The 26,458-nt window shown below is 50.5% G+C and carries 22 protein-coding genes; 10 read left to right on the plus strand and 12 right to left on the minus strand.

What is annotated here, in order from left to right:
* Positions 1–194: 194 nt before the first annotated feature.
* Genes fabI through AC3WQT_RS22560 form a run of 3 tightly spaced genes read left to right on the plus strand, consistent with a single transcriptional unit; the run spans position 195 to position 3,636 of the window.
* Entirely contained in the window at positions 195–974 is a 780-nt protein-coding gene (fabI, locus tag AC3WQT_RS22550; RefSeq protein ID WP_492707288.1) for an enoyl-ACP reductase FabI, read from the plus strand.
* 17 nt (positions 975–991) lie between these two features.
* A complete protein-coding gene (locus AC3WQT_RS22555; RefSeq protein ID WP_492707290.1) occupies positions 992–2,413 on the plus strand; it encodes a bifunctional enoyl-CoA hydratase/phosphate acetyltransferase in 1,422 nt (473 codons plus the stop codon).
* On the plus strand, positions 2,410–3,636 hold the full coding sequence (locus tag AC3WQT_RS22560; RefSeq protein WP_492707292.1) for an acetate/propionate family kinase: 1,227 nt from the start codon (positions 2,410–2,412) through the stop codon (positions 3,634–3,636). The genes AC3WQT_RS22555 and AC3WQT_RS22560 overlap by 4 nt, the downstream gene beginning before the upstream one ends.
* Before the next feature lie 84 nt (positions 3,637–3,720).
* On the opposite strand, the gene AC3WQT_RS22565 is transcribed toward AC3WQT_RS22560, so the two are convergent.
* Complete coding sequence (locus tag AC3WQT_RS22565) at positions 3,721–4,044, minus strand: hypothetical protein (RefSeq protein WP_492707294.1); 324 nt, start codon at positions 4,042–4,044, stop codon at positions 3,721–3,723.
* A 427-nt stretch (positions 4,045–4,471) separates the two neighbouring features.
* On the opposite strand from AC3WQT_RS22565, the gene AC3WQT_RS22570 reads away from it, so the two are divergent.
* Positions 4,472–5,017 carry an alpha/beta hydrolase gene (locus AC3WQT_RS22570; protein WP_492707295.1) on the plus strand — a complete coding sequence of 182 codons (546 nt, stop codon included), beginning with the start codon at positions 4,472–4,474 and terminating at the stop codon, positions 5,015–5,017.
* A gap of 229 nt (positions 5,018–5,246) precedes the next feature.
* Here the strand turns inward: AC3WQT_RS22570 and AC3WQT_RS22575 are convergent, their stop codons facing one another.
* From AC3WQT_RS22575 to AC3WQT_RS22620, 10 genes are all read right to left on the minus strand, one after another.
* Positions 5,247–5,552, minus strand: a complete 306-nt coding sequence (locus AC3WQT_RS22575) for a hypothetical protein (protein ID WP_492707297.1) — start codon at positions 5,550–5,552, stop codon at positions 5,247–5,249.
* Between the two features lie 62 nt (positions 5,553–5,614).
* Positions 5,615–6,361 carry a TylF/MycF/NovP-related O-methyltransferase gene (locus AC3WQT_RS22580; RefSeq protein ID WP_492707299.1) on the minus strand — a complete coding sequence of 249 codons (747 nt, stop codon included), beginning with the start codon at positions 6,359–6,361 and terminating at the stop codon, positions 5,615–5,617.
* Positions 6,362–6,957: 596 nt separating this feature from the next.
* Positions 6,958–8,430, minus strand: a complete 1,473-nt coding sequence (gene rng / locus AC3WQT_RS22585; protein WP_492707300.1) for a ribonuclease G — start codon at positions 8,428–8,430, stop codon at positions 6,958–6,960.
* Between the two features lie 21 nt (positions 8,431–8,451).
* The gene (locus AC3WQT_RS22590; protein WP_492707302.1) at positions 8,452–9,069 is read right to left on the minus strand and encodes a Maf family protein; all 618 of its coding nucleotides are present in this window, start codon (positions 9,067–9,069) and stop codon (positions 8,452–8,454) included.
* A gap of 20 nt (positions 9,070–9,089) precedes the next feature.
* Positions 9,090–9,560 (minus strand): 23S rRNA (pseudouridine(1915)-N(3))-methyltransferase RlmH, encoded by a 471-nt coding sequence (gene rlmH / locus AC3WQT_RS22595; RefSeq protein ID WP_492707304.1) that lies wholly within the window; start codon positions 9,558–9,560, stop codon positions 9,090–9,092.
* 296 nt (positions 9,561–9,856) lie between these two features.
* Complete coding sequence (gene rsfS, locus AC3WQT_RS22600; RefSeq protein WP_492707306.1) at positions 9,857–10,600, minus strand: ribosome silencing factor; 744 nt, start codon at positions 10,598–10,600, stop codon at positions 9,857–9,859.
* A gap of 4 nt (positions 10,601–10,604) precedes the next feature.
* On the minus strand, positions 10,605–11,279 hold the full coding sequence (nadD, locus tag AC3WQT_RS22605; protein ID WP_492707308.1) for a nicotinate (nicotinamide) nucleotide adenylyltransferase: 675 nt from the start codon (positions 11,277–11,279) through the stop codon (positions 10,605–10,607).
* Positions 11,270–12,169, minus strand: coding sequence for an oxygen-dependent coproporphyrinogen oxidase (hemF, locus tag AC3WQT_RS22610; protein WP_492707309.1), 900 nt, complete (start codon positions 12,167–12,169; stop codon positions 11,270–11,272). Before hemF ends, nadD begins: the two co-directional genes overlap by 10 nt.
* A 108-nt stretch (positions 12,170–12,277) precedes the next feature.
* Complete coding sequence (gene purD, locus AC3WQT_RS22615) at positions 12,278–13,552, minus strand: phosphoribosylamine--glycine ligase (RefSeq protein WP_492707311.1); 1,275 nt, start codon at positions 13,550–13,552, stop codon at positions 12,278–12,280.
* A 1-nt stretch (position 13,553) separates the two neighbouring features.
* A complete protein-coding gene (locus tag AC3WQT_RS22620) occupies positions 13,554–14,279 on the minus strand; it encodes a YebC/PmpR family DNA-binding transcriptional regulator (protein ID WP_492707312.1) in 726 nt (241 codons plus the stop codon).
* A 130-nt stretch (positions 14,280–14,409) separates the two neighbouring features.
* Between AC3WQT_RS22620 and AC3WQT_RS22625 the strand changes: the two genes are divergently transcribed.
* The 4 genes from AC3WQT_RS22625 (at position 14,410) to AC3WQT_RS22640 (ending at position 21,035) form a co-directional block, all read left to right on the plus strand.
* Positions 14,410–16,050, plus strand: a complete 1,641-nt coding sequence (locus AC3WQT_RS22625; protein WP_492707314.1) for a helicase HerA-like C-terminal domain-containing protein — start codon at positions 14,410–14,412, stop codon at positions 16,048–16,050.
* Positions 16,051–16,525: 475 nt separating this feature from the next.
* Positions 16,526–17,437, plus strand: a complete 912-nt coding sequence (locus AC3WQT_RS22630; protein WP_492707315.1) for a DMT family transporter — start codon at positions 16,526–16,528, stop codon at positions 17,435–17,437.
* Between the two features lie 28 nt (positions 17,438–17,465).
* The gene (locus AC3WQT_RS22635) at positions 17,466–18,440 is read left to right on the plus strand and encodes a quinone oxidoreductase family protein (RefSeq protein WP_492707317.1); all 975 of its coding nucleotides are present in this window, start codon (positions 17,466–17,468) and stop codon (positions 18,438–18,440) included.
* 342 nt (positions 18,441–18,782) lie between these two features.
* On the plus strand, positions 18,783–21,035 hold the full coding sequence (locus AC3WQT_RS22640; protein WP_492707319.1) for a DUF1631 family protein: 2,253 nt from the start codon (positions 18,783–18,785) through the stop codon (positions 21,033–21,035).
* A gap of 286 nt (positions 21,036–21,321) precedes the next feature.
* Here the strand turns inward: AC3WQT_RS22640 and AC3WQT_RS22645 are convergent, their stop codons facing one another.
* Positions 21,322–21,957, minus strand: a complete 636-nt coding sequence (locus tag AC3WQT_RS22645) for a DUF4136 domain-containing protein (protein WP_492707321.1) — start codon at positions 21,955–21,957, stop codon at positions 21,322–21,324.
* Between the two features lie 544 nt (positions 21,958–22,501).
* On the opposite strand from AC3WQT_RS22645, the gene pepN reads away from it, so the two are divergent.
* Both pepN and AC3WQT_RS22655 read left to right on the plus strand, forming a co-directional pair.
* Positions 22,502–25,180, plus strand: a complete 2,679-nt coding sequence (gene pepN, locus AC3WQT_RS22650) for an aminopeptidase N (RefSeq protein WP_492707323.1) — start codon at positions 22,502–22,504, stop codon at positions 25,178–25,180.
* A gap of 43 nt (positions 25,181–25,223) precedes the next feature.
* A complete protein-coding gene (locus AC3WQT_RS22655; RefSeq protein ID WP_492707325.1) occupies positions 25,224–26,225 on the plus strand; it encodes a class 1 fructose-bisphosphatase in 1,002 nt (333 codons plus the stop codon).
* Positions 26,226–26,458 lie beyond the last annotated feature (233 nt).

Below are 26,458 nucleotides of genomic sequence, written 5' to 3' on the forward strand. Positions count from 1 at the left end.
TCATCTTGTCTGGCCATGTCTTCCCTTGTGTTGGTAGGGGATGCGAGCGAAGTTTGATCTGCATCAATGTTTTGACCTTGCGCCGACCAGTTTCTGGCATGCGCAAGCAAGATGGTGCTCGCAGCTTATTTATGCAGATTATTTATGTAGCTTTTCTAAGCAGGTTTCTTACATCACCCGGATCGGTAAAACAAATGACTGAAGCAAGTTCTTCTTTTTCATTGCAAGGCAAACGCGGCATCATCATCGGCCTGGCCAATGAGCATAGCATCGCCTACGGCTGTGCTGCCATACTGCGGCAACTGGGTGCAACAATGCTGCTGTCCTGCGTGAATGACAAAGTCCGGCAATTTGTGGAGCCACTGGCAGGCGCGCTTGAATCAAGCTTGGTGGTGTGCGATGTCGAGCAGGATGGATCGCTGGAAGCGCTGGTTGATGCCGCAGCCAGAGAATTGGGTGAATTTGACTTCGTCATCCATTCCATCGCCTGGGCACCGCTGGATGATTTGCATGGCCGCGTCATCGACAGTTCCAGTGCTGGCTTCTTGCGTGCCATGAATGTGTCTTGTCATTCATTTGTGCGCCTGGCCAAATTGTGCGAACCGCATTTGAGCAAGAATGCCAGTATCATGACCATGACTTATCTGGGGGCTGATGAAGCGGTTGCTCACTATGGCATCATGCGCCCGGTCAAGGCCGCGCTGGAGTCAAGCGTGCGTTACCTGGCGACCGAGCTTGGCGTTAAGGGGACGCGGGTACATGCAATTTCCCCCGGCCCTATACCTACCCGCGCTGCCTCAGGTTTGCAGGACTTCGATGTCCTGATGCAAAAAAACATAAGTCGCTCACCTTTGGGCAGATTGGTGACGCTGGATGAAATCGGCAGGCTGGCCGCCTTTCTGGTCAGCGACGCATCATCAGGCATGACAGGGCAAACCCTGTATGTTGATGGCGGTTACCACATCGTGAATTAATGAAAGTCCAGATTTCAATGAATACCATAAACACCGATTTGAACGAGGCAGACAACATTTCCAACGTGGTGTTCGAAGATCTGCAAATAGGGCAGAGCGCCAGTCAGGTACGTACATTGAGCAATGCCGATATCCAGGCTTTTGCCACGGTCTCCGGTGATGTCAATCCTGCCCATCTGGATGCCGAGTATGCAGCGCATACCTTGTTCCATGGTGTTATCGCTCATGGCATGTGGGGCGGGGCACTGATTTCCACTATCCTGGGCACGCGCCTGCCCGGGCCAGGTACGATTTACCTGGAACAAAACCTGCACTTTGCCAAGCCTGTACGCATAGGTGACACCCTGACTGTGTCAGCTACCGTTGTGGCAAAAGACGACGAAAAAAAACGCGTGACCCTTGACTGTGAAATCATTAACCAGAAGGGAGAGAGAGTCGTCTATGGCAATGCCCTGGTCATCGCCCCGACAGAAAAAGTCAGCCGCCCACGTACCCATCTGCCCACCATGACCATGTTTGACCTGGGTGAACGCCAGCGCCATTTGCTGGATAGTGTCAGGGATTTACCAGCGATACGTTGCGCGGTTGTTCATCCCTGTGACGCAGACTCCTTGCAAGGGGCAGTGGATGCTGCACGGCAGGGTTTGATTATTCCGGTACTCGTCGCCCCGCTGGCAAAACTGCTTGCTCTTGCTGCGGCAGCAAATATCGATATCACAGCTTTTGAAAAAGTCGATGCCCCACATAGCCATGCCGCTGCCAACATAGCTGTAGAAATGGCTGCCAAAGGCCAGGTAGAAGCCCTTATGAAAGGCAGCCTGCATACTGATGAGCTTATGCATGCCGTGGTTGAATGCGCTGTCTTGCGCACTGGTAGACGGCTGTCACACGTTTATCATCTGGATGTGCCCATGTATCACAAGCTCTTGTTGTTGACTGACGCTGCCCTGAATATCTATCCTACTCTGCCAGAAAAAGCTGACATACTGCAAAACGCCATCAACCTGGCCCATGCACTGAACATCCCCCTACCCAAGGTCGCGCTGTTGTCGGCGGTGGAAACGGTTAACCCTAAAATCATGTCCACCATCGATGCTGCTGCTTTGTGCAAAATGGCGGAGCGCAAACAAATCACTGGCGCAATTGTTGATGGCCCGCTGGCATTTGACAATGCCATATCTGCCCGTGCAGCGCAGATCAAGGGCATAGTCTCTGCCGTATCTGGCGATGTTGATATTCTCATGGTGCCGGATCTGGAATCGGGCAATATGTTGGGCAAGCAATTTGAATATCTGGCAGGTGCTGCGACTTGTGGTGTTGTCCTCGGTGCCAAAGTGCCTATTGCATTGACCAGCCGTGCCGATGGCTCTTCGTCCCGGGTTGCTTCTGCTGCTCTCGTCAAATTGCTGGCGCACGAATACCGGAAGAATGCACCATGAAAACCCCGGTCATCCTCTCTGTGAATTCAGGTTCATCCAGCATTAAGTTTGCCCTGTACCCGTATACTGATACAGGAGTCACACGCTGCAATCTGAGTGGCGTGATTGAGGGACTGCAACCCGGTGGCAAGCCCATCATACAATTCCGTACTGGCACTGAAGTGCAGCAATTGATGTTGGACGAAGCTGCAATCAATGCGGCAAATGGTGACCAGTTTGCTGCTGCATTAATAGCCCTGCATGGTTTGTTGATGAGTCATAGTGCTGACCTGCAAATAGCCGTCGTTGCCCACCGCATCGTCCACGGCGGCGAGCGCTTTTCATCTTCGATTATTATTGATGATGACGCCCTTGCTTACCTGCATACCCTGGATACGCTGGCACCCCTGCATCAGCCGCATAACCTGGAAGGAGTAGTCGCTTTCCGTCGTGCCTATCCCGGCATACCGCAAATAGCCTGTTTTGATACTGGCTTCCATGCCGATATGCCTGCATGCGAAACCACACTGGCCTTGCCGCAATCTCTGCGTGTAACTGGCATACGCCGTTATGGTTTTCATGGTCTGTCTTATCGCTATGTCGCTAGTCACCTGGCCCAGCAATCGGCACGCGCATTTGATCCTGCTGCCGGGCGAGTCATCATGCTGCACCTCGGTAATGGTGCCAGCGCCTGCGCCATGAAAAACGGCAAAAGTATCGCCACTTCCATGGGCTTTTCTGCACTAGACGGCCTGATGATGGGCACCCGCTGCGGCGCACTCGACCCCGGTATCTTGCTGCATTTGATGCAGCAGGGCTGGGATGCAAAACACATAGAAACAACTCTGTATAAAGAATCCGGCCTGCTCGGCGTATCAGGCATCTCCGCCGACATGCGCACCCTTCGCGCTAGCAGCGACCCGCGAGCTGGTTTTGCCATCGATTTATTCACCTATCGCGTGATACGCGAATGTGGTGCATTAAGCGCATGTTTGAATGGCCTGGATGTGCTGGTGTTTACAGGTGGTATAGGCGAGCACGATGCTGTATTAAGGCAGCAAGTGGCCGAGGGGCTGGTCTATCTTGGCGTGCAAGTTGATGCCGGGAAAAATAAGGCAGCGCGTGGAGACCACATCATGGCAATCCATACCCCGAACAGCAGCATAGAAGTCTGGGTGGTGCCTACCGATGAGGGACGTATCGCTGCAATGGATGCGCAACTGCTACTCCACCCCGAGCAATGAGGTGAATTTTCCAAGTGATACCAAGTGATTAAACAGCAGCCCTGGAACCGAAGCAAAGCCTGCGGTGATATTAAAAATCTTAGCTCACTCTAGTTTTGCTGGTTGCGCCGATCTCTTCTTGATCACTTCAATTTTGGTCTTCAAGGTTTGTAATTCCTTTAGCGATTCAAGCGCTTTGGGAGACAGGTTTTCTGTCTCTTTCACGATTTCCAATAACACATCGGTGACCTGACCAAGCTGAGTACCATACGAGGCTAGTTGAAATACCTGCGCCTCTATTCCCGCATCCCCAGAAACAGGAGGAATCATATTGTAGAACCAGGTCGTATTCGGCTCTATGCTTTGCGCAACGCTGCCACTCCAGGGAAAGTGAACCTGTGGTGACCAAACCCATAACCATGGATACATGATAGCTCCTTGTTTTGATGAAACACGCAGATAGCAAAAAGTGAGGACGAACAAGATTATCCTGAAATAATGCCTGAAGAAAACTAAGTCAGATGCTACGAAAGCTAATGAATGGTATTATTTGAAGTTGTATAAAAATTATCATTTATTAAGATAACATGCAATCATCAGATCAAAATAAAAAGAGGGCACGATGAGAAAATTCCTTGCGTCAATCTTGCTCACGATGATCCTTATGGCTCAGGCACAAGCTCAAACTCAGGGCCAGGTCTTTCAGGTACCGACTCGTACAGGTGTCAGTACCACTCTGTTTTGGCAGGCAGTGGATGGTGCAAAGGCGACGGTCTTTATTTTTCCGGGTGGGGGCGGCGGGTTTGGCAAGCTTGTAGATAGTAAGCCTGGCAGTAATAATTTTTTGGTGCGGAGCATGCCATACTTTCTGGCAAACGGTTTTAATGTGGCTATTTTCGGAAGACCCAGTGATTCAGAAGACCTGGATTTTGCCGACCGCATCAGTGACACGCATTTGTCAGATATTCGTGCCGTGCTGGATGAGGTGAAAAAGCAAAGTGCTGCACCAGTCTGGATTGTCGGCACTAGCCGCGGCACGATTTCTACAACTGCAATGGCGATCAAAATTCAGGACCCCGCGATTGCCGGTTTGGTCCTGACTTCCAGCATTGTGAACTACAAAAAGCCAGGGGCTGTGCCCAAGCAGGACTTAGCTGCAATTACGATACCTACCTTGATATTCCATCATAACAAGGACGCCTGCATGCATTGTCAGCCGCATGAGATACCAGCAATCTTGCGCGGATTGAAAAATGCACCGGTAAAAAAAATGATACTGGCAGATGGTGGATCCAATCCCACTGGCGATGCATGCGCAGCGCTGCACTGGCATGGTTTTATCGGTATGGAGAAGGAGGCTGTTGACATGATTTCAGAATGGATAAGAAATCCGTCGCCCTGATCCTAAGCTATCAGCCAAATTTTGCTAAGCTTCGTGCTGCACGCAGTCACACATTCACAGAAGAATAGTGTCTGAGCAATCGTCGCAAGTCTGCGTACGGGTTAAGTCGAACATACCCCACTCTATCGATTTAGTGACCGGTTGCGAGTGAATCGCTCAGTGACTTAATAATACAGGCTCAACACTTAAAATTGTATAAGATCATTTGACCACTTATTATCCGATTGAACTATCTTTTTGTATTTAGTCCTTTAATCACCAGAGTGAGCATGATAAGAGTGGCTTCTTTTTGAAAGCCACTTTCAGTCAGGCGCAATTTAAAGCTTCTGGCGAATTGTGCTTTTTTATAGATATTCATGTCTTGCTTACGATTGAATTGATAAATTTTCATTGTAATTAACTGCAAAGCTTCTTGTTTTTGCAATAAAAATCTATCGTTACTCATTACTATTTCTTGCGGCATGCCTTTGGCGATAAATTCCGCTAATTCTGTTCCAAAATCTATCGCAGCTTTTGCATTAAACCAGTTAATCATCAGACACTTTCAAGGAAATTTACATAAAAAAGGCCGTATGAGCAGCACTTTGCAAATAACAATTATTGTTTGATGACCATGCCCTGGCCTGTGGGGAGCTCTAGAACCTGATAACCCCGCTTTTCGAACCATGGGTCTTCGGCCAGTTTCTGTTCTCTATAATATGCCCAGCCATAGTCGTCCAAAATCAGTACGGCACCAGGAACCATTCTCTCGAACAGTACATCAAGTGCGCCTATTTCTGCTTGTGCATTATTAATATCCAGGTGCATGAACGCAATTTTCTCTGGCGCGGCAATTGTCAGGCTGTCTGGAATATTTCCCTGGGTGATACAGACATTGGGAAAGTCGGAAAATTTTTCCTGGACTTGCTGATATAAACTCTTGCTATGATCAGGCATAGCGTGATGTGGCATTTTATCGTCATGCTCAAACAAGTCATATAGAAAATATTTTCTGTCTGAGTTTTTCATGTCCATGTAGTCACAGATGATTCTTGCTGTCGTTCCTTTATAGCAGGCAATTTCGACAAAATCTCCGTCCAGTTTTGCGCCATTCTTTGCTGCCCAACATACGGTTGCGTAACGCCATATTAGCGATTGCTCTGCCAGATCACTTGTATGTGCATAGAATGCTGCCATGAACTTTTCGTCTTCAAGAAAGCTGAGGTTGCGGTTGAATGTAAATATTTGATCACCGGCAAATATACCGACTTTGTGCTCAATTTGATCCACCGCTTCTTGGAGGTGTTTCATAAATAAGCTATGATCCTTTAGACCATAAAATTGGCTTGTCGTAAAATTTTGCATAAGACTATTTCCTGGTCAGTAAATTGATATTATTTATTTTTTCGAAATTAGAGTTAAGTGAAAACATCAATTTCCTTTGCTTGATTGAGTAAACTGCAAAGAGTGAGTCACTTTATACGGCTTGGTATTTGCATGCGCAAAGCGACCTGATTATTGATTATATATGCAAATAGGGCAACTCAAAATCACATAAAAATCGGTCGGATATAACATAGCTTAAATGTTTGATCAAAAAACAATTCTCAGAAGCTTCTTGGCTTAACATGCCCAAGTTTGTCTGCGGGCTAGCTATAATTTATCAGATGAAGATATAAAACAGTGTTTTTGAGTGTTTCACAGCAGATCGTCAGTTTTCCTGAAGGGACTCATGATGTGAGCAGGCAGTGCAACATGTTGTCCCGTACGAAACCTCTGCATTACCCTTGTCAGCGCGCATGACGAGGCGAACGCATCTTATCCGCATTGTTGAAATGAGTTCTTGCAACTGTTGGCACCCAGGATGAAAGTTTAGTCACCACTTCATACGAGTTATGCATGCTCGCAGAGCAGGGTAAATCTTTTGATTGTGCCTGCCCCGATTTTTGACCTACATTCTTTTACATCAAAATAATATCGTACTGCTCCTGATGAAACACACTCTCCACTTGCAGTGAAATCGGTTTGCCAATGAAGTCGCCGAGCATGGCAAGATGTTGCGATTCTTCTTCGAGGAACATGTCGACCACGACTTGCGAGGCCATGATGCGGAATTCTCTGGGGTTGAATTGTTTGGCTTCGCGCAGAAGTTCGCGCAGGATTTCGTAGCAGATGGTGCGGGCGGTTTTGACCTGGCCTTTGCCGCTGCAGGCAGGGCAGGGTTCGCACAGGACATGGGCGAGTGATTCGCGGGTGCGTTTGCGGGTGACTTCTACCAGGCCGAGGGCCGAGAAGCCGGAGACAGATAGTTTGGTGCGGTCACGTGACAAAGCCTTGTTGAGTTCAGCCAGCACTGCGGTTTTGTGTTCTTCATTCTCCATGTCGATGATGTCGAGAATGATGATGCCGCCGAGGTTACGTAATCTTAGCTGACGGGCGATGGCGTGGGCGGCTTCGAGGTTGGTTTTGAAGATGGTGTCATCGAAATTGCGGCCAGCGACAAAGCTGCCGGTATTGACGTCGATGGTGGTCATGGCCTCGGTCTGGTCGACGATGAGGTAACCGCCAGATTTCAGGTCGACGCGGCGGCCCAGGGCGCGTTCTATTTCTTCTTCCACGCCATGCAGGTCAAACAGGGGGCGTTCACCTATATAGTGTTGCAGCTTGCCGAGCACTGACGGCATGTAATGCGTCGCGAACTCTTGCAGCATGATGTAATTTTCACGCGAGTCGACTTGTATGCTGTCAGTTTCTTCATTGACGAAGTCACGCAAGACGCGTTGTGCCAGATTAAGATCCTGATACAGCAGGGTAGTCGGTGGCTGGGTCTTGGCCAGTTGCAGTATGGTGGACCAGGTGCGGCGCAGGTAATCAACGTCGGCCTTCAAGTCTTCATCGGAGGCATCTTCTGCCATGGTGCGGACGATGAAACCCCCTTTTTCTTCTGGCTGCTGCAGGTTTTGTACCTTGGTGCGCAGGGCTTCGCGTTCGGCTTCGTTTTCTATTTTTTGCGAGATACCAATATGCGAATCTTGCGGCAGGTAGACCAGCATGCGGCCTGCGATGGAAATCTGTGTAGAGAGGCGTGCGCCCTTGGTGCCTATCGGGTCTTTGACGACTTGCACGGTGACGGACTGGCCATCGAACAGCAATTTTTCTATCGGTGTCAGTGGCGCATTGGTATTGCCATTCGCATCTTGCGAGCGGGCGTCCCAGATATCAGCCACATGCAAAAAAGCGGCGCGTTCCAGGCCTATGTCGATAAAGGCAGACTGCATGCCTGGCAAGACGCGCACGACTTTGCCCAGGTAGATATTGCCGACCAGGCCGCGTGACAATGTACGTTCTATATGGAGTTCTTGTACCGCGCCCTGGAACATCAGGGCAACGCGGGTTTCTTGAGGGGTGATATTGATGAGGAGGTTTTCGCTCATAAGCTTCTCTGATACTTCAATTTAGGGAATAAAGATACCTGCCTGACGCAGCAACTGGCAGGTTTCAAATAAGGGTAATCCCATGATGCCAGAATAACTCCCTTTGATGTGTGAAATAAAACGGGCTGCCGCGCCCTGTATGCCATAGCCACCGGCTTTGTCATAGGGTTCATTGCTATTGCAGTAGGCCAGTATCTGTTGTTCATCGAGGTTCGCAAAACTGACTTCTGAACATTGCGTGACAGCGGCACTGCCCAGTGCCGAATGTACGGCGATGCTGGTCAGTACCTGATGCGTCTGGCCTGCCAGCATGCTCAGCATTTGTATAGCTTCTTGCCGGTCGGCGGGTTTGCCCAGAATTTGCTTGCCGAGTACCACGGTAGTGTCGGCGGCGAGCACGGGGCGTGGCAGCATTTTGCGCAGATGCATGATTTCCCAAGCCTTGTCTGCTTTTTCCTGGGTGACGCGGCTGACATAGGCTTCTGGTGCTTCGCCGGGCAAGACGATCTCGGTCACATCCGGCCCGCGTGGTGCAGCATCGCGTAGCAGCAAGAGATCAAACTCTATGCCTGCCTGGTGCAGCAGTTCGCGGCGTCTTGGACTTTTTGATGCCAGGTAGATTTTATTTTCTTTTAGCATGGCGGTCTCCTTGGTATAACTTATACCCGGTGATAAGGGTGGTTCTGGGTAATTGACCAGGCACGGTATAGCTGTTCGGCCAGCAGTACTCTCACCATGCCATGTGGCAGGGTCAGGCTGGAAATACGTATCAGGGTATCGGCTTTGGACTTGAATTCTGCGTCCAGGCCATCAGCACCGCCGATGATGAAGACTACATCACGGCCATCCTGCTGCCACTGCGTGAGGTTTTGCGACAGGGCGACACTGGTCCAGTCCTTGCCGCGTTCATCCAGGGCGACGATACGGGCATTTTTGGGTATCACCGCTTCGATCTTGGTACGCTCCAGTGCCATGACGGTTTCAGCCGTTTTACTGCCTGAGCGTTCTACCGGTTTGATTTCCTTGAGGATTATGCGGCATTCTGGCGGCATGCGTTTGGCATACTCCTGAAAGCCTGTTTCTATCCAGGAGGGCATTTTGTGGCCGACGGCGGCGATGATCAATTGCATGTTTGTGTCTGTTTGCTGCGTATTAGGTCTTGAAACCGAGTACTTCGGGACTTAAGCAAAATTGTCACAGCAAGGCTGTCGCTTCAGGAAACCTCCCTTGTAAGGGAGGTTCGTTGCGTCGGCAGACAATATATTGTCTGAAACCCCGACTTTACCGTAGCGACGAAGACAGTACTTTAGTACCGAATCTTGCTAAATACGGGAGCTACAACGCAGCTGTGGCGGTTTTGCTTAAGTCCTTTTCTTAAGCAAATGGCTGCACGAGGCAGCCATTTGAGATAAAGCTTTTTACAGAATTATTCCTCTGTTGCTTTTTTACGTGCCGGAGCGCGTTTTGCTGGTGCTGCAGCGGCATTGGCAGTGCGTTTTTCTGCGGCTTGCTTGGCAGAGGCAACAGCAGTTTTAGTTGCTGCTACTTTAACGCGGCCACCAGTTGGTATCTTGGCTGGTTTGGCCGCAGTAGTGCCATCAGCAGCTTTGCGGGTTGCCGGTTTGCGTGCTGGTTTGCCTTCAGCATCACCAGTAGTCTTGGTGACGCGTGGTTTGCGCGTTGGTTTCTTTTCATCGTCCAACGTGGTCTGGATAGCCATCATGTCATGCGTGACTTCCAGCGGGGCAGCTTTGCCAGCCACTTTGCGGACGCGCTTAGGCTTGTTGCTGTCTTCTTCTGCTTCAACTTTTTTAGCAGAAGTACGCTTGGCCGCGCCGAATTTGACAGGCTTGTCGCCCCACAGTTCTTCCAGACGGTAGTAAGCACGGATGGCTGGCTGCATGATGTGGACGACGATGTCACCCAGATCAACCAGTACCCATTCACCCGTTGCTTCACCTTCCATGCTGACGATAGTGCCACCGTTTTCCTTGACTTTGTCGCGTACGGACGCGGCCAGAGCCTTGGTTTGACGGTTGGATGTACCAGAGGCGATACAAACGCGGTCAAACAGGCTGGTCAGGTGTGTGGTTTCAAACAATTGTATGTCTTGCGCCTTGACGTCTTCCAGAGCGTCAATGACCAGGGTTTGCAGTTTTTTAATATCCATATTTTTATTGGTAGATAGTTTGTTGTTGTAGGTAGTCTAGCACCTTGTGCGGGACTAGCAATCTTGTTGTCGGGTTATGCTGTTTTAATTCAGTACGTAGTTGGGTCGCAGATACATCTTGCGCCAGATTTCTCTCCAGATAAGTACCACCGGCTGGCCGTGAGCGCATTTCCAGGGCGCTGATGGCATTTTTCTTCCAGATGTCAGCAATGTCGGGGCTGCTGATATCGAGGCTGAAACCCGGGCGTGATGCAGCACACAAATGCGCTACTTCAAGCAAGTCCTGCCAATTGCGCCAGGTGTGCAAATTTTGCAACTGATCTGCACCCATGGCAAATACCAGTGATGCCTCATCGCCAACTTCTCTGCGTAGCTGGTGCAAGGTATCGATGGTGTAATTACTTTTACCCTGTTCTGCGCGGATGATTTCTTGCTCATCTATCCTGACAGGGCAGAGTTGCCAGTCTTCAAAGGCCAGCTTCAGCATGGCCAGTCTTTGTGTCGAGGTGGCTTGCAACTCATTCTTTTGCCATTGCTGGCCTACAGGAATGATGCGCAATTCACCCGGTTGCAATATCGTCGCCAGACTATGGGCAAGGGCAATATGGCCCAGATGCACAGGATCAAAGCTGCCACCCAGTACCAGGATACAAGGTGGTGTTACAGTTTCTATGCCCATTCCCGGTGTACCAGAAAGTCTGTTGCCAGTGCTGCTTCCGGGCTGCCAGCCTCTGGTTTCCAATCATAACGCCATTTGACGATGGGGGGCATGGACATAAGTATGGACTCTGTCCTGCCGCCAGATTGCAGGCCAAAATGCGTGCCACGGTCAAATACCAGATTGAATTCTACATAACGGCCACGGCGATAAGCCTGGAAATCGCGCTCACGTTCGCCATATTCCTGGCCTTTGCGACGTTCCAGGATAGGACGGTAAGCCGGAATAAAGGCGTCACCGACGCTGCGCATCATGGCAAAACTGCTGGCAAAATCCTGCTCATTGAAATCATCAAAGAAGATGCCGCCTACGCCACGCGCTTCTTTACGGTGTTTCAGGTAAAAATACTCGTCACACCATTTCTTGAAGCGGACATGCAAGTCTGCACCAAAAGGCTGGACCGCCATTTTACAGGTTTGGTGAAAATGCACAGCATCTTCCGTAAAACCGTAATACGGCGTCAAATCCATGCCGCCACCAAACCACCAGACATCTTCCTGGCCTTCGGCGCGAGTGGTGAAAAAGCGTACATTCATGTGCACGGTAGGTGCATACGGGTTACGTGGATGCAGAACCAGCGAGACACCCATGGCTTCCCACTGACGGCCAGCCAGCTCAGGACGGGCGGCAGCGGCAGATGGTGGCAGGCTTTTACCCATGACATGGGAGAAATTGACGCCGCCACGTTCAAATACCTTGCCTTCTTCTATCACACGGGAGATACCGCCACCGCCTTCAGGGCGTTCCCAGCTATCTGTAATAAAAGTATGGCCATCAACTTCTTCGAGAGCCGCGACTATACCAGCCTGCAAGCCCAGGAAGTAGTTTTTAACCGCGAGTGTATCTGTCATTCTGCTATCTACTCTAAAAAACGCAAGGGGCTGGACTAGTCTTTGGACTATTCTCAACCCGCTTTAAAAGATCTATGGCGCACATCGAAATGTACGCCTGATCAAGACTTAGTGTTTGCGGTTCAGCGCGCGCCAGCCTATGTCACGGCGGTATTGCATGCCGTCGAAATGGATTTTTTCCACCACGTCATACGCATGTTTTTGCGCCAGTTTGACGGTGTCGCCCAGTCCAACCACACACAACACACGACCACCGGTCACATTCAAGGTCTTTTCATTGAGCGATGTACCCGCATGGAAGGTCACGGTGTCCGCAGTTTCTGCCGGGATACCGGTGATTTTGTCACCTTTGCGTGGCGCATCAGGGTAACCAGCAGCGGCCATGACGACACCCATGGCTGTACGCCTGTCCCATTCCAGTTCTACCGTATCGAGCGTGCCATTGACTGCGTGTTCAACCACATGCAGCAAATCTGTTTTCAGGCGCGCCATGATAGGCTGGGTTTCTGGGTCGCCCATGCGGCAGTTGAATTCCAGGGTTTTTGGATTGCCCTGGTCATCGATCATCAGACCGGCATACAAAAAGCCGGTAAATATGATGCCATCCTTGGCCATGCCTTGTACCGTAGGCACGATAATTTCACGCATGACGCGGGCGTGCAGTTGTGGCGTTACGATAGGGGCTGGGGAGTAGGCACCCATGCCGCCTGTATTCGGGCCTTCGTCATTGTCGAGCAGACGTTTATGATCCTGGCTGGTTGCCAGTGGCAGAATATTCTTGCCATCAACCATGACGATGAAACTGGCCTCTTCACCCGCCAAAAACTCTTCAATCACGACGCGTGCACCAGCATCACCGAGCTTATTGTCAGACAACATCATATCGATTGCTGCATGCGCTTCTTCAGCCGTCATGGCAACGACTACACCTTTGCCCGCCGCCAAGCCATCAGCCTTGATGACGATAGGCGCGCCTTTTGCATTGATGTACTCATGCGCAGGTGCCAGCTCAGAGAAGGTCTGGTATTCAGCCGTAGGAATGGCATGCCTGTGCATGAAAGCCTTGGCGAAATCCTTGGAGCTTTCCAGTTGTGCAGCTTCTTTGCTCGGGCCAAAGATTTTCAGGCCACGGTCACGGAAAATATTGACGATACCGGCAGCCAGCGGCACTTCAGGGCCGACTACGGTAATGCCTATGTTTTCTTGCTCGGCAAAGTCTGCCAGTGCTGCCGGGTCTGTGATGTTGATGTTTTTCAGACGGCTGTCAGCAGCGGTACCACCATTGCCGGGGGCGACAAAAATGGTTTGTACGCGTTCAGATTGCGCCAGTTTCCAGGCGAGGGCATGTTCACGGCCACCAGAGCCGACTACGAGTAATTTCATCTTAATCTTCTATGATGGCGTTGGTGAATACTTCTTGTACATCGTCGAGGTTTTCCAGTGCATCCAGCAGTTTTTGCATCTTGATACCTTCATCACCGGAAAATACAGTTTCAGTATTTGGTTTCATGACGACTTCAGCGACTTCTGCCTTAAAACCGGCTTTTTCCAGGCTGGCACGCAGGTCAGACAGGCTGAATGGCGCGCACAGCACTTCGATGCCGCCTTCTTCATCGGTGACCACATCGTCAGCGCCGGCTTCCAGGGCAGCTTCCATCAGGGCATCTTCATTCGTGCCTGGTGCAAAGAACATCTGGCCGCAATGCTGGAACAAAAAGGCGACCGAGCCTTCAGTACCCATATTGCCACCGTATTTGTTGAAGGCATGGCGTACTTCAGCCACGGTGCGTACGCGGTTGTCGGTCATGCAGTCAACCACGATGGCGGCACCACCTATGCCATAACCCTCATAACGTACTTCTTCGTAATTTGCGCCTTCCAGTGTGCCCGCGCCGCGTTGTATCGCACGCGTGACGTTTTCTTTTGGCATATTGGCGTCAGCCGCCTTGTCTACTGCCAGACGCAGGCGCGGGTTGGAATCGACATCCTCACCACCCATGCGTGCTGCAACCGTGATCTCCTTGATCAGACGCGTCCATATCTTGCCGCGTTTGGCATCGGTTGCTGCTTTTTTATGCTTGATATTGGCCCATTTACTATGTCCTGCCATGATCGCTCTTTCCTGAATTGACAATAGCTCACCCTGAGGGCGGCAATTTTGCCTGGCTTGGTTTTATAATGAAGACCAGTATTTTACCATAGTGGCACCGACCGACTTCTCCAAATCACCCTCCAAAACTATGTCAAAACCTTTGTTGATCGCTAAAAACACCGAATTCGACTTGAATTTATTGTCAGACTGGGCCAATCGCCATGGTTGTATCACCGGTGCTACAGGTACCGGCAAGACTGTTACCCTGCAAACCCTGGCGCAGGCATTTTCTGCCATTGGTGTGCCGGTGTTCATGGCAGACGTCAAAGGCGACCTGTCTGGCATGGCCAAAGAAGGTAGTGCAACGGGCAAAATCCAGCAGAGGCTGCAAGCCCTGCAATTGGATGAACCCAAGTGGCAGGCTTGCCCGGTCACGTTCTGGGACGTGTTTGGCAAACAGGGCCACCCGGTACGTGCCACAGTATCAGACCTTGGCCCCTTGCTGCTGGGGCGTATGTTGAATTTGAATGATACTCAGGAAGGTGTCCTGCAACTGGCCTTCAAGATCGCCGACGACCATGGTCTGCTGCTGTTGGATACCAAGGATTTGCGCGCCATGCTGCAATACCTGGCCGAGAATGCCTCTGAATTCCAGACCGAATACGGCAATATCTCGGCAGCCAGTGTCGGCGCTATCCAGCGTTCATTGCTGACCATCTCGGAGCAGGGCGGTGAGCAATTCTTTGGCGAACCCATGCTGAACCTGGACGACATGATGCAAACTGACGGCGATGGCCGTGGTTTTGTGAATATCCTGGCGGCAGATCAATTGCTGCAATCACCACGCCTGTATTCCACCTTTTTGCTATGGATGCTGTCTGAATTGTATGAACACCTGCCAGAAGTTGGCGATGTCGATCAGCCCAAGATGGTTTTCTTCTTTGATGAGGCCCATCTGTTGTTTGACGAGGCACCCAAGGTCTTGCTGCAAAAGATAGAGCAGGTGGTGCGTTTGATACGTTCCAAGGGTGTGGGCGTGTATTTCGTTACGCAAAACCCGCTGGACATCCCTGATACTGTACTGGGGCAACTCGGCAACCGTGTCCAGCATGCCTTGCGTGCCTATACGCCCAGGGATCAAAAAGCAGTGCAGGCCGCAGCAGAAACTTTCCGTCCCAATCCCAAGCTGGATACCGCAGCGGTGATTGCCGAACTCGGTGTCGGTGAGGCGCTGATTTCCTTCCTTGACGATAAAGGCAGGCCCAACATCGTGCAACGCGCCCTGATCGTACCTCCATCGTCACAGATAGGAGCGATAACGGCAGATGAACGCAAGCAAGTCATGCAAACTTCCATCGTCGCCGGTGTGTATGAGAAGCACATAGACCGTGAATCTGCCTATGAAAAACTGACAGGCAGGGTGGCAGCCCGTGCTGCTACCACAGATAAAGAAGATAATCTGCAACCCGGTAGCAGGGAAGAGCCTGCGGCGGCAGACGCCAATGGCTGGGGTAATGCGCCCTCGGCAGCGTCTGCACCATCCGTACCCGGCCGGCCTGTACTCAATTCAGGACGCACAGCTCAGCCAGCGCCTGCGCCTGCGCAGGAAAGTAGCGGTGGTGTCGGTGATACGTTGAAAAGCGTGTTCGGCAACCTGCTCGGTGGTGGTGGTTTACGACGCAAGGATAATGTGGTCGAGACCATGATCAAGTCTACAGTCAGGACCATGGGTTCTCAGGTAGGGCGCGAGATAATACGCGGGGTACTGGGCTCTATTCTGAAGAAATAAGCTTGTTTGCACCAGAATGCATGCACGGCGCAACAGGAGGCCAGTAGAAGATCAGTAGAGCCTGGATGCTCTGCTGATCGAAAGAACTATTCCTGACCCTGGCTGCTGCTATTAGCCAGACGCCTGAAGATACTGTTCAGGGAACTATCATTTTGCTTTGGAGATACTTTTTTCGTCTGTCTTTCAGGCATATCCGGTAATGCACGTTTTGGACGGAGTACCGGTTGATCAGCATATTGTAAGCGTGGCGTGTACATCTGGTTTTCTCCTGCGATGTGGTTCATAGCAAGAAGTGTAATGAAATATGCATTAGTTAATAGTTAGACAAAGTCAAATTTGGCAAGTAAATGTAAAATTCCATGTGAAAGATTGTTAGTTCTTTTCCATGTGGGAATTATTTTCTTTCTACCTGGCAATTTATATGTGAAGTTATTGTTTTAGGCCGTGTAACAGTCCGGTCTGCCCTTAGAAATTTATGCTTACTGAACAATCAAAATTAATTGCCCGCCGCCATTACCTCACAGGTCTCGCCATTGCCTTGATTGGTGCCATCCTCTTTTCTACCAAGGCTATTGTTGCCAAACTGATTTATCGTTACAACGTCGATGCAGTGACACTGATCTGTTTTCGCATGGCATTTTCCCTCCCCATTTTCGCTGCGATTGCAGTCTGGCAAATGCACAAGGCCGGCAGCCTGAGCAGTGCCGACCGCTGGCGTCTGGTGGGCCTGGGTCTGGTAGGTTATTACCTGTCATCTTTCCTGGATTTTCTCGGTCTGCAATATATCAGTGCTGGTCTTGAGCGCCTGATTTTGTTCCTGACGCCTTCCTTTGTCTTGCTGATATCCGCTTTCTTCTTGAAACGTGCCGTCAGCGTGCTTGAATGGGCAGCTTTGCTGGTGTCTTACCTGGGTATAGTCCTGGTGTTCTTTCATGATCTGAAACTGGGCGGTGACTATGTCATGCTGGGCTCTGCCCTGGTGCTGGGGGCGGCGATTTCTTATGCCATCTATCTGATACAGTCGGGTCAACTGGTGCAAAGGCTGGGCTCTTTGAGGCTGGTGTCCTATGCAATGTGTGTTTCCAGTGCTGCCTGCATAGGCCAATTTTTTATTTTACGTCCTGCCAGCATGCTGGTGCAGCCGCTTGCTGTATATTCATTGTCTATAGTGAATGCCATCATGTGCACTGTATTGCCAGTGTTTCTGACCATGATTGCGGTCAAGCGCATCGGCGCGGCGACAGCTTCGCAAGCAGGCATGATAGGCCCGGTATCGACTTTGTTCCTTGGTGCTTATTTCCTCGGTGAGCCCATTACGGGCTGGCAAATGGCCGGGACAGTATTGGTCATGGGCGGCATGTATTTGCTGTCTGTGAAAAAGACTTAAAGTTAGAGAATTCATTCAGGAGATATAAATGGTCAAGGCAATTCGCATACAGCAGACGGGTGGTCCGGAAGTCATGGAATATGTTGACGTCGAACTGGGCGCACCTGGCCCGGGTGAAGTGTTGGTACGCCAAAAAGCCTGCGGTCTGAATTTTATCGATGTGTATTTTCGTACCGGCCTGTATCCGCAAGCATTGCCCGGTGGTTTGGGCATGGAAGGTGCTGGCATTGTTGAAGCAATCGGTGCTGACGTCAAATACGTGCAGGTGGGTGACAGGGTTGCCTACGCTGGAAGACCAACGGGTGCTTATGCAGAGGCCCGCATCATGCCTGCCGATAATCTGGTGCGCCTGCCCGACAGTATCAGTTTTGAGACCGCAGCCGCCATGATGCTGCAGGGTTTGACTGTGCAATATCTGTTTCACCGCACCTTCCCTTTGCAAGGTGGGGAAACAATATTGTTTCATGCTGCCGCAGGTGGTGTTGGCCTGATTGCCTGTCAATGGGCACGTGCCATAGGTGTCACCATGATAGGCACGGTAGGCTCGGACGAGAAAGGCGAATTGGCCAAAGCCCATGGCTGCGCCCATGTCATCAACTACAACACGGAAAATTTTGTTCAGCGTGTCCGTGAAATTACGGATGGAAAGGGGGTGCCGGTCGTTTATGATTCCATCGGCAAGGATACTTTCATTCCTTCACTGGATTGTCTGGCTCCCTTGGGCATGATGGTCAGTTTTGGTAATGCGTCTGGTCCTGTGCCTGCATTTAGCCTGAGTGAGCTTGCTTCACGTGGTTCCCTGTTCATTACCAGGCCCAGTTTGATGAGCTATACGGCCAAACGTGATGACCTGGAACAAATGGCTGCCCACTTATTTTCCATGGTGGAAGGCGGCAAAGTTAAAATAGACATACGCCAACGCTATCCTTTAAGTGCTGTGGCACAAGCACACCGTGAGCTGGAAACCAGGAAAACCACGGGCTCCAGTATATTAATTCCCTGAAGCAAGAAAATATGACGCAAAAAATATGACGCAAATAACACCACCATCGAAAACACCTTCAGACAAAGATAACGGTAGCCCTAAATTTGGGCGACTGCTGCTGGTTCTTATTTTTGCAGTCATGCTGATTGTTGTTATTACCTTAGGCTCTGAGGCTTACTATACTAATTAAGGGCGTTTGAACATTTGACAGAGCTGTTTTGCAGCTTTGTTGTTTTACTGCACTGTTCCGTAAGATTCTGGCATTGCGCAAGCCTGTCTGGCTTGGCAGAATGCAAGTTTTTGGGCGCGAACGCTGGCGTCTGAGTTTTATTGATAACCTGACCATAATAAAAAAGAGCGATGGATACCATTCCACTTAATACTGCCAAGACGAGCGAATTTTCCAGCTCTAGCCGTTTGCTGATATTGCAAAGTCTGGTGCCTATCGCCACCAATCTGGTTTCTTCGCAAATTGAGGCATTTACCGGGCGCCTGACCGAAGCTTTGTTCAAGCTGTCTGACCAGACCATCAGGCCAGAGGAGGTTGCCACCAGCTTTGCTGCTTACCAGCAATTGAAACGCAATGGCACAACCTTTTATCGTCTGGTTGCCGGGCAGGTCAATGCCGCTCTCGCCAAAGAAGTCAGCGTTGTCAATACCCGCAAACGCGCCAGGACGGATGAAGGCAAGCAGGATTTTTCTCTTGTCAGTTTTGAAGAGATGGAAAGCAAGGTACTTAGCCGCAATCTGAGCCAATCGCTGGAAGTGACTAATGCAGAGCAACTGGTCTCTTTGAATGTGCGCATAGGCCATGTATTGCGCCGTACCCCTATCAGTGTTTCGCAAAACCCATTTCGTCCAGAGTTATTTGTCAAAGCTGTCCATCAGGCATGGATGGAACTGGAGCCCAACCCTGAAACCCATCACCTGATATTGCGATTGTTGCGACCAGAATTGTTCCTGCAATTGGGCACAATTTACCGTGAGCTGAATCTGGCTTTGGTTGAGCGAGGTATCTTGCCCGACCTGAATGATGGTTACCGTAATAAACAAAAAAAGAACATGATGTCAGGATCTGACGATATCAGTAACCGCGACCCTTATCTGGAAAATAAGCTGCGAAATATTTTTTCTGGTAATGCGCCGACAGGTACGTTTGGCAATACAGTTACTGGTGGCAGTGGTGGGGGCGGTGGTGGTAGCACTACCATGGATGGCGGAGGCATGCCATTCACGGGTGGGCAAGATGCTGGCGGCGGCTTTGGTGGTGGCCACTCAGGTGGCAGCGGTGGTGGAGGAGGTAGTGGTGGTGGCGGCAGTAATGCGCCAGACATGGTCACCATAGACAGGCAATTTTTTGACTACCTGACCAGTGTGCAGAGAGATTTCTCTGCCAATCCCATGCCGACAGATACGGCACATCTGCGGCAATTATCGCAGCAGCCAAATGCCGGTGGCCTGACCCATATAGATCAAAGCACGATCGAGTTGCTGGCACGTATTTTTGACTATGTCTTTAACGACAACAGCATACCTGCAGACATCAAAAATCTCATCAGCCAGTTGCAGATACCAACCTTAAAGGTGGCTTTGCTCGACAAGGATTTCTTTTTCAAGGAAAACCATCCAGCGCGGGTATTGATAGACACACTGGCTAAATCCAGCGTCCTGCTTAATAGCGACGCCTCGGCAGAAGACCCGCTCTATCAAATGATAGAAGGCATCGTCGAAAGGGTGCAGCAGGATTTTGATCAGCAAATAGAGTTATTCTCTGACGTTGTTGCTGACCTGGAAGCCTTCCTCAAGGATGAAGAACAGCAAACCGAAGTCGCCATCAGCGAGCCAGTCGCCGTCGCGCTGAAGCAAGAAAAAATGCGCCTCGCGCGCGAGTTTGCCGAAAACGATGTTGCTATCCGGGTAGAAACGGGCGAGGTTGCCGGTTTCCTGGAAACCTTCCTCAAGGAGCAATGGATCAGGATTTTGACGATCTCGCATAATGTCAAGGAAGAAAAGCCCAACGCCCTGGAAAATGCCCTGCGGACGATGGATGACCTGATCTGGAGCCTGAAACCCAAGAATAGTGCTGAAGAGCGCAAAGAGCTGGTCAGCAAGCTGCCAGCCATGCTGTCTTTGCTGAATGCCTGGCTGAATGCGATCAAATGGGATGAGCCTGAACGCGTTATCTTCTTTTCCAAACTGGCTGAACGCCATGCTGGTATCGCCCGTGCACCTCTTGAATTTTCACCGCGTCGCCAACTGGAAATTGCCGTCAATATCGCCCAGCGAGCCAGTGAGAAACGTCTGAACCGCCATGTACAGGACCAGATAGAACAGCCAGTCGATGAGTGGGCGCGCGTCATAGAAACCATGGAGCGCGGCATCTGGGTTGATTTCACCCGGCCAAATGGTGTCACTACCCGTTTCAAATTGGCCTGGGTCAGCCCCAAGCGTACACGCTACATCTTCACCAATCGCCAGGGGCATGATGCTTTTTCAGTGTCTAGCGAAGAATTGATTACCCAGTTCCGTGAGGGCAGGGCGATACAGATAGTTGCTGAATCTGTGGTTGACCGTGCGCTGGTCGAGGCTTTGCGTGATCCACCGGCAACGTAAATGAATAGGACTTACGCAAAACCGCCCAGCTGCGTTGCAGCTCTTCTCCTGGGAGCCGCGTACTAAAGTACAGCCTTTGTCGCTACTGTGTAGTCGGGGGTTCCAGGCAACATGTTGTCTGCCGACGAAACGAACATCCCTTGCAAGGGATGGTTCCTGAAAGCGTTAGCCTTGCTGGGGTAATTTTGCGTAAGCCCTAATGATACGAATGACACGAATGCTAAAGTGGCAGGCGGTTTGCCTGCCACTTTTTTATGGTCACCTGCCTGTTGCACACGTCAGGCAACTAATTTTCCACTTTAAACTGTACTTTGCTGGTGCTGCCGTTTTTGCCCGGGAAGTCCTTCAGCGCACTATCCATCAGGTAGGGCATGTAGAGTGAAATTTCCTCGTTGTCTTGCTCGGAGCTGGTTTTGATGTCAGCCAATACTTTATTTTTCCCCATTTCAGAAATACGTATTTGTAACTGATGTAGATAGGTGCTGCGTATATACATATCAATCGGGCCTCTGGGGTAGTATGGCCAGGTCGAAAAAGTTGGGTAGTACAGGTAATTGCGACGATAAATACCACGGCTGAAATGCAGACCCCAGTACGGATCATAAATGCCTGGTTGCCAGAACAAGCTGGGCTTGACTTCCCTGATGGTGGTGGCATAACGCAACTCCACCTTCAGGGCGGGCGTAGCACCTGCGTTGATTTCCTTAAAGCCCAAGGTTTGCAGGCGGGTTCTTAGCAAGTCTTCATATAGCTTATGTTCAGGGTTGTTTTCCTGCCCTGGCGCACGTTCAAAGATATAAGATTTGTCTTGCGTGGTGCCTGGCCATTCGTGAAAGACACTGACCTGGCTGGTAAACGTCGTTGCGCATCCGCCCAGCAGCAAACTGCAGGCCAGCGCTAATAATAAGGTGAACTTTTTCATTTTACTGCTCCTTCAAACATATTTTTACTATAGTTCCATGATATGCCTGATTACAAAAACTTGTTGCTCTTACTGTAACGTGTTGTATCGACCTTGTTACGATTAGGACTTACGCAAAACTGCCCCAGCTGCGTTGCAGCTCCTCTCCTAGGAGCCGCGTACTAAAGTACTGTCTTCGTCGCTGACGGTGTAGTCGGGGTTTCAGACAACATGTTGTCTGCCAACGTAACGAACCTCCCTTGCAAGGGAGGTTTCCTAAAGCGATAGCCTTGCTGGGGCAATTTTGCGTAAGTCCTAACTATGTGAGTTTAGTTGAGAAAAGCGAATGATCGCTGATTTGACTGAAACTGGGCACGCCACATGTTTTGTGCAGGTGGCTAGGATGAATCTGTAAGAATTTCACGGTTTTAACAAACTTTCTGCCTAAATTTGACTCTATTCAATAGACTTTTATCCCCGTACTGACACAGCTTGGTAAAATGGCGGTCTTTGCAGGGTTCATAAGACTTTGTTATTCAACTTATTTTCGCGAGATACTCCATCCATGCGTAACGATACTGCCAGCAAACCAGAGACAATTTTTCGTAAAGACTATATAGCCCCGGGGTTTTGGGTAGACACAGTAGAAATGGGTTTCGACCTTGATCTGCAAGCCACCCATGTCGCCACCCGCATGACCTTGCGCCGCAATCATGACAGCAGCGAAAAAGACCTGGTCTTGTTTGGCGAATCCCTGAAATTGCTGCAACTGCGCATGAATGGCGTGAACTTGAAGAAGTCTGCCTACAAGATAGAAGGCGAGACCCTGCGCATTGCCAATGCCCCGGACGAAGTCACGCTGGAAATTGAAACTCTGATCAATCCGCTCAAGAACACCTCTTTGTCAGGTCTGTATGCGTCCAACGGTAACTTCATTACTCAGTGCGAGGCAGAAGGTTTCCGCAAGATCACCTGGTTCCCTGACCGTCCTGATGTCATGGCGAAATACACCGTCATGCTGCGTGCCGACAAGAAAAAATTCCCTGTATTGCTCAGCAATGGCAACCTGATAGCAGAAGGTGATCTGGGTGACGGCCGCCATTTCGCAAAATGGGAAGACCCGTTCAAAAAGCCGTCTTACCTGTTCGCTCTGGTGGCTGGCAAGCTTGTTTGCCAGGAAGAAAACTATAAGCTCAAATCTGGCCGCAAAGCCTTGCTACAAGTCTGGGTAGAGGACGGCAATCTGGATAAAACCCAGCATGCCATGGATTCTCTCAAGAACAGCATACGCTGGGATGAAGAGCGCTTTGGCCTGGAGTTGGATCTGGACCGCTTCATGATCGTTGCCACAGGCGACTTCAATATGGGCGCCATGGAAAACAAGGGCTTGAATATTTTTAATACCAAGTTCGTGCTGGCAAATCCAAGTATCGCCACTGACGTTGATTATGCAGGCATAGAATCTGTGGTTGGTCATGAATACTTCCATAACTGGACAGGTAACCGCGTCACTTGCCGCGACTGGTTCCAGTTGTCCTTGAAAGAAGGCCTGACAGTTTTCCGTGACCAGGAATTTTCTGCCGACCTGGTAGGCACAGCCACTGGCCGTGCCGTCAAGCGCATAGAAGATGTACGTTTGCTGCGCCAGGTACAATTCTCTGAAGATGCAGGCCCTATGGCCCATCCTGTACGTCCTGATTCTTTTGTAGAAATCAATAACTTCTACACAGTCACGATTTATGAAAAAGGTTCAGAAGTCGTGCGCATGTATTACACCTTGCTGGGCCATGACGGCTTCCGCAAGGGCATGGATCTGTACTTCGAGCGCCATGATGGCCAGGCGGTTGAATGTGATGACTTCCGCGCTGCGATGGCAGATTCCAGTGGCCGTGACCTGACCCAGTTTGAACGCTGGTATAGCCAGGCTGGTACGCCACGCGTGAAGGTGGACGCGACTTACGATGAGCAGGCGCAGACTTATTCCATCACCCTGAGCCAGTCTTGCCCGGCTACACCAGGCCAGGCAGAAAAACTGCCTTTCCACATCCCGGTTGCCATGGGCTTGCTGGGTGCAGATGGTAAAGATATACCTTTGCATAGCGCCGCGTACGAAGCACAGGCTGGTGCGACCAGTCTGGTGCTGGAACTGACAGAAGCCAGTCAGACTTTTGTATTTACGGGTGTTAGCAGCAAACCAGTACCGTCATTGTTGCGCAATTTCTCTGCACCAGTCGTGCTGGAAATCGACTACAGCGATGAAGAACTGGGCCTCTTGCTGGCCAATGACAGTGACCCGTTCAACCGCTGGGAAGCTGGTCAGCGTCTGGCCACACGCCGCCTTGTCAAACTGACGACTGCAGTGCAGCAAGGTGAAGAGCTGAGCCTGGACAGCATGTTCATCGAAGCCCTGCGCGCTACCCTGAACGATGCCAGCCTCGATCCAGCCTTCCGTGAACTGGTGCTGACACTGCCATCTGAAGCCATGATTGCTGAAGAATTCAAGGTCGTTGATCCACAAGCCATCCATACCGCTCGTCAGTTTGCCCGTGCCACCATCACAGAACATTTGCGCGCTGATTTGCTGAGTGCTTACGAAGGCCATCTGACCCCAGGCAAATACAGCCCGGATGCACAATCCATGGCTAAACGTGGCTTGAAAAACCTGGCCCTGTCTTATCTGCTTGAATGGTCAGATGAATCTACTTTTGATCTGGCGAAAACCCAGTTCGATGAAGCAGAAAACATGACTGACCGCCTGGCAGCTCTGACTGCACTGACTAATTTCAGTGGCAATGACAAGCAAGCCAAATCGGCAGCCAAGTCCTTGAAAGCTTTCTATAAAGACTTCAAGAAAGAAGCCCTGGTCATCGACAAATGGTTCATGTTGCAGGCAACTGCACGAACCACCGATGTCGCCAAGGTGCGTGAATTGATGACGCATCCAGCATTTACACTGAATAACCCCAACCGTGCGCGCAGTTTGACGTTTGCTTTCTGCAATGCCAATCCATCCCGCTTCCACGCCGCTGATGGCAGTGGCTATGCCTTATGGGCAGAACTGGTGATTGCGCTCAACAAGCTCAATCCACAAGTCGCAGCACGTTTGGCACGCAGCATGGATCGCTGGAAGAAATATCCAGAAAGCCTGCAGGCGCATATGAAGGCTGCACTGCAAAAAGTGGCTGATACCAAGAAGCTGTCGAAAGACGTGCTGGAAGTAGTCAGCAAAGCCTTGGCTTCCTAAACAAGCTATTGACAAGAATTACTGAAAGAATCGAGAGATCAACATGAAACGTGTAAGTCTGACCCAGTACCTGGTCGAAGAGCAGCGCCTGAATAATTCGATACCGGCAGAATTGCGCCTGCTGATCGAAGTCGTCGCACGTGCCTGCAAAACTATCAGCCATGCAGTAGGTAAGGGCGCATTAGGTGAGGTGCTGGGCACAGCTGGTAGCGAAAACATCCAGGGCGAAGTGCAAAAGAAACTCGACATCCTGTCGAATGAAATCCTGCTTGAAGCCAATGAATGGGGCGGCCATCTGGCAGCCATGGCATCGGAAGAAATGGAAAGCATACACCCGATACCGAACCGCTATCCGCAGGGCGAATACATGCTCTTGTTTGATCCACTCGATGGTTCCAGCAATATCGACGTCAATGTCTCCATCGGTACCATCTTCTCGGTATTGAAAGCACCAGACGGCATGGGCAAACCAACTGAGCAAGACTTTTTGCAACCCGGCAGCAAGCAAGTTGCCGCTGGTTATGCAGTGTATGGCCCACAGACAGTGCTGGTACTGACGACAGGCAATGGCGTCAATTGCTTCACCCTTGACCGCGAAATGGGTTCCTGGGTACTGACGCAGCGTAATATGCAAATCCCGGCAGACACCAAGGAATTTGCCATCAACGCCTCGAACACCCGCCACTGGTATCCGCCAGTCACGCGTTATGTTGATGAAATGCTGGCAGGCAGCACTGGCCCACGCGGCAAAGAATTCAATATGCGCTGGATCGCCTCCATGGTCGCCGACGTACACCGCATCCTGAATCGCGGCGGCATCTTCATGTACCCGGCCGACAAGCGCGAACCAGACAAGGCAGGTAAGTTGCGCCTGATGTACGAAGCTAATCCCATGTCCTTCATCGTCGAACAGGCTGGCGGCGCATCGACCGACGGCAAGCGCCGTATGCTGGATATCCAGCCAGAAAAACTGCACCAGCGTGTTGCGGTGTTCCTGGGCTCCAAAAATGAAGTGGAAAGAGTGACGCAATACCATCAGGAATGATGGGGTCATGATCCTTAAAAACGCGAAGTGTGAGCTTCGCGTTTTTTTATGTTCGTTCGTGATTTTAGTAAAGACCTCTCAACACAGAGGCACCGAGACACAGAGAAATGCAAGAGAAAATCTAAATACTTTTTAAAAAGAGTTTTGGTTTTCTCTGTGCACCTCTGCGTCTCGATGCCTCTGTCGTGAGTTTTTGGTTTAATACTTAATTCGACCTAATTCCCAATAAATTC

The sequence above is a fragment of the Undibacterium sp. FW305-107 genome, assembly GCF_058788535.1.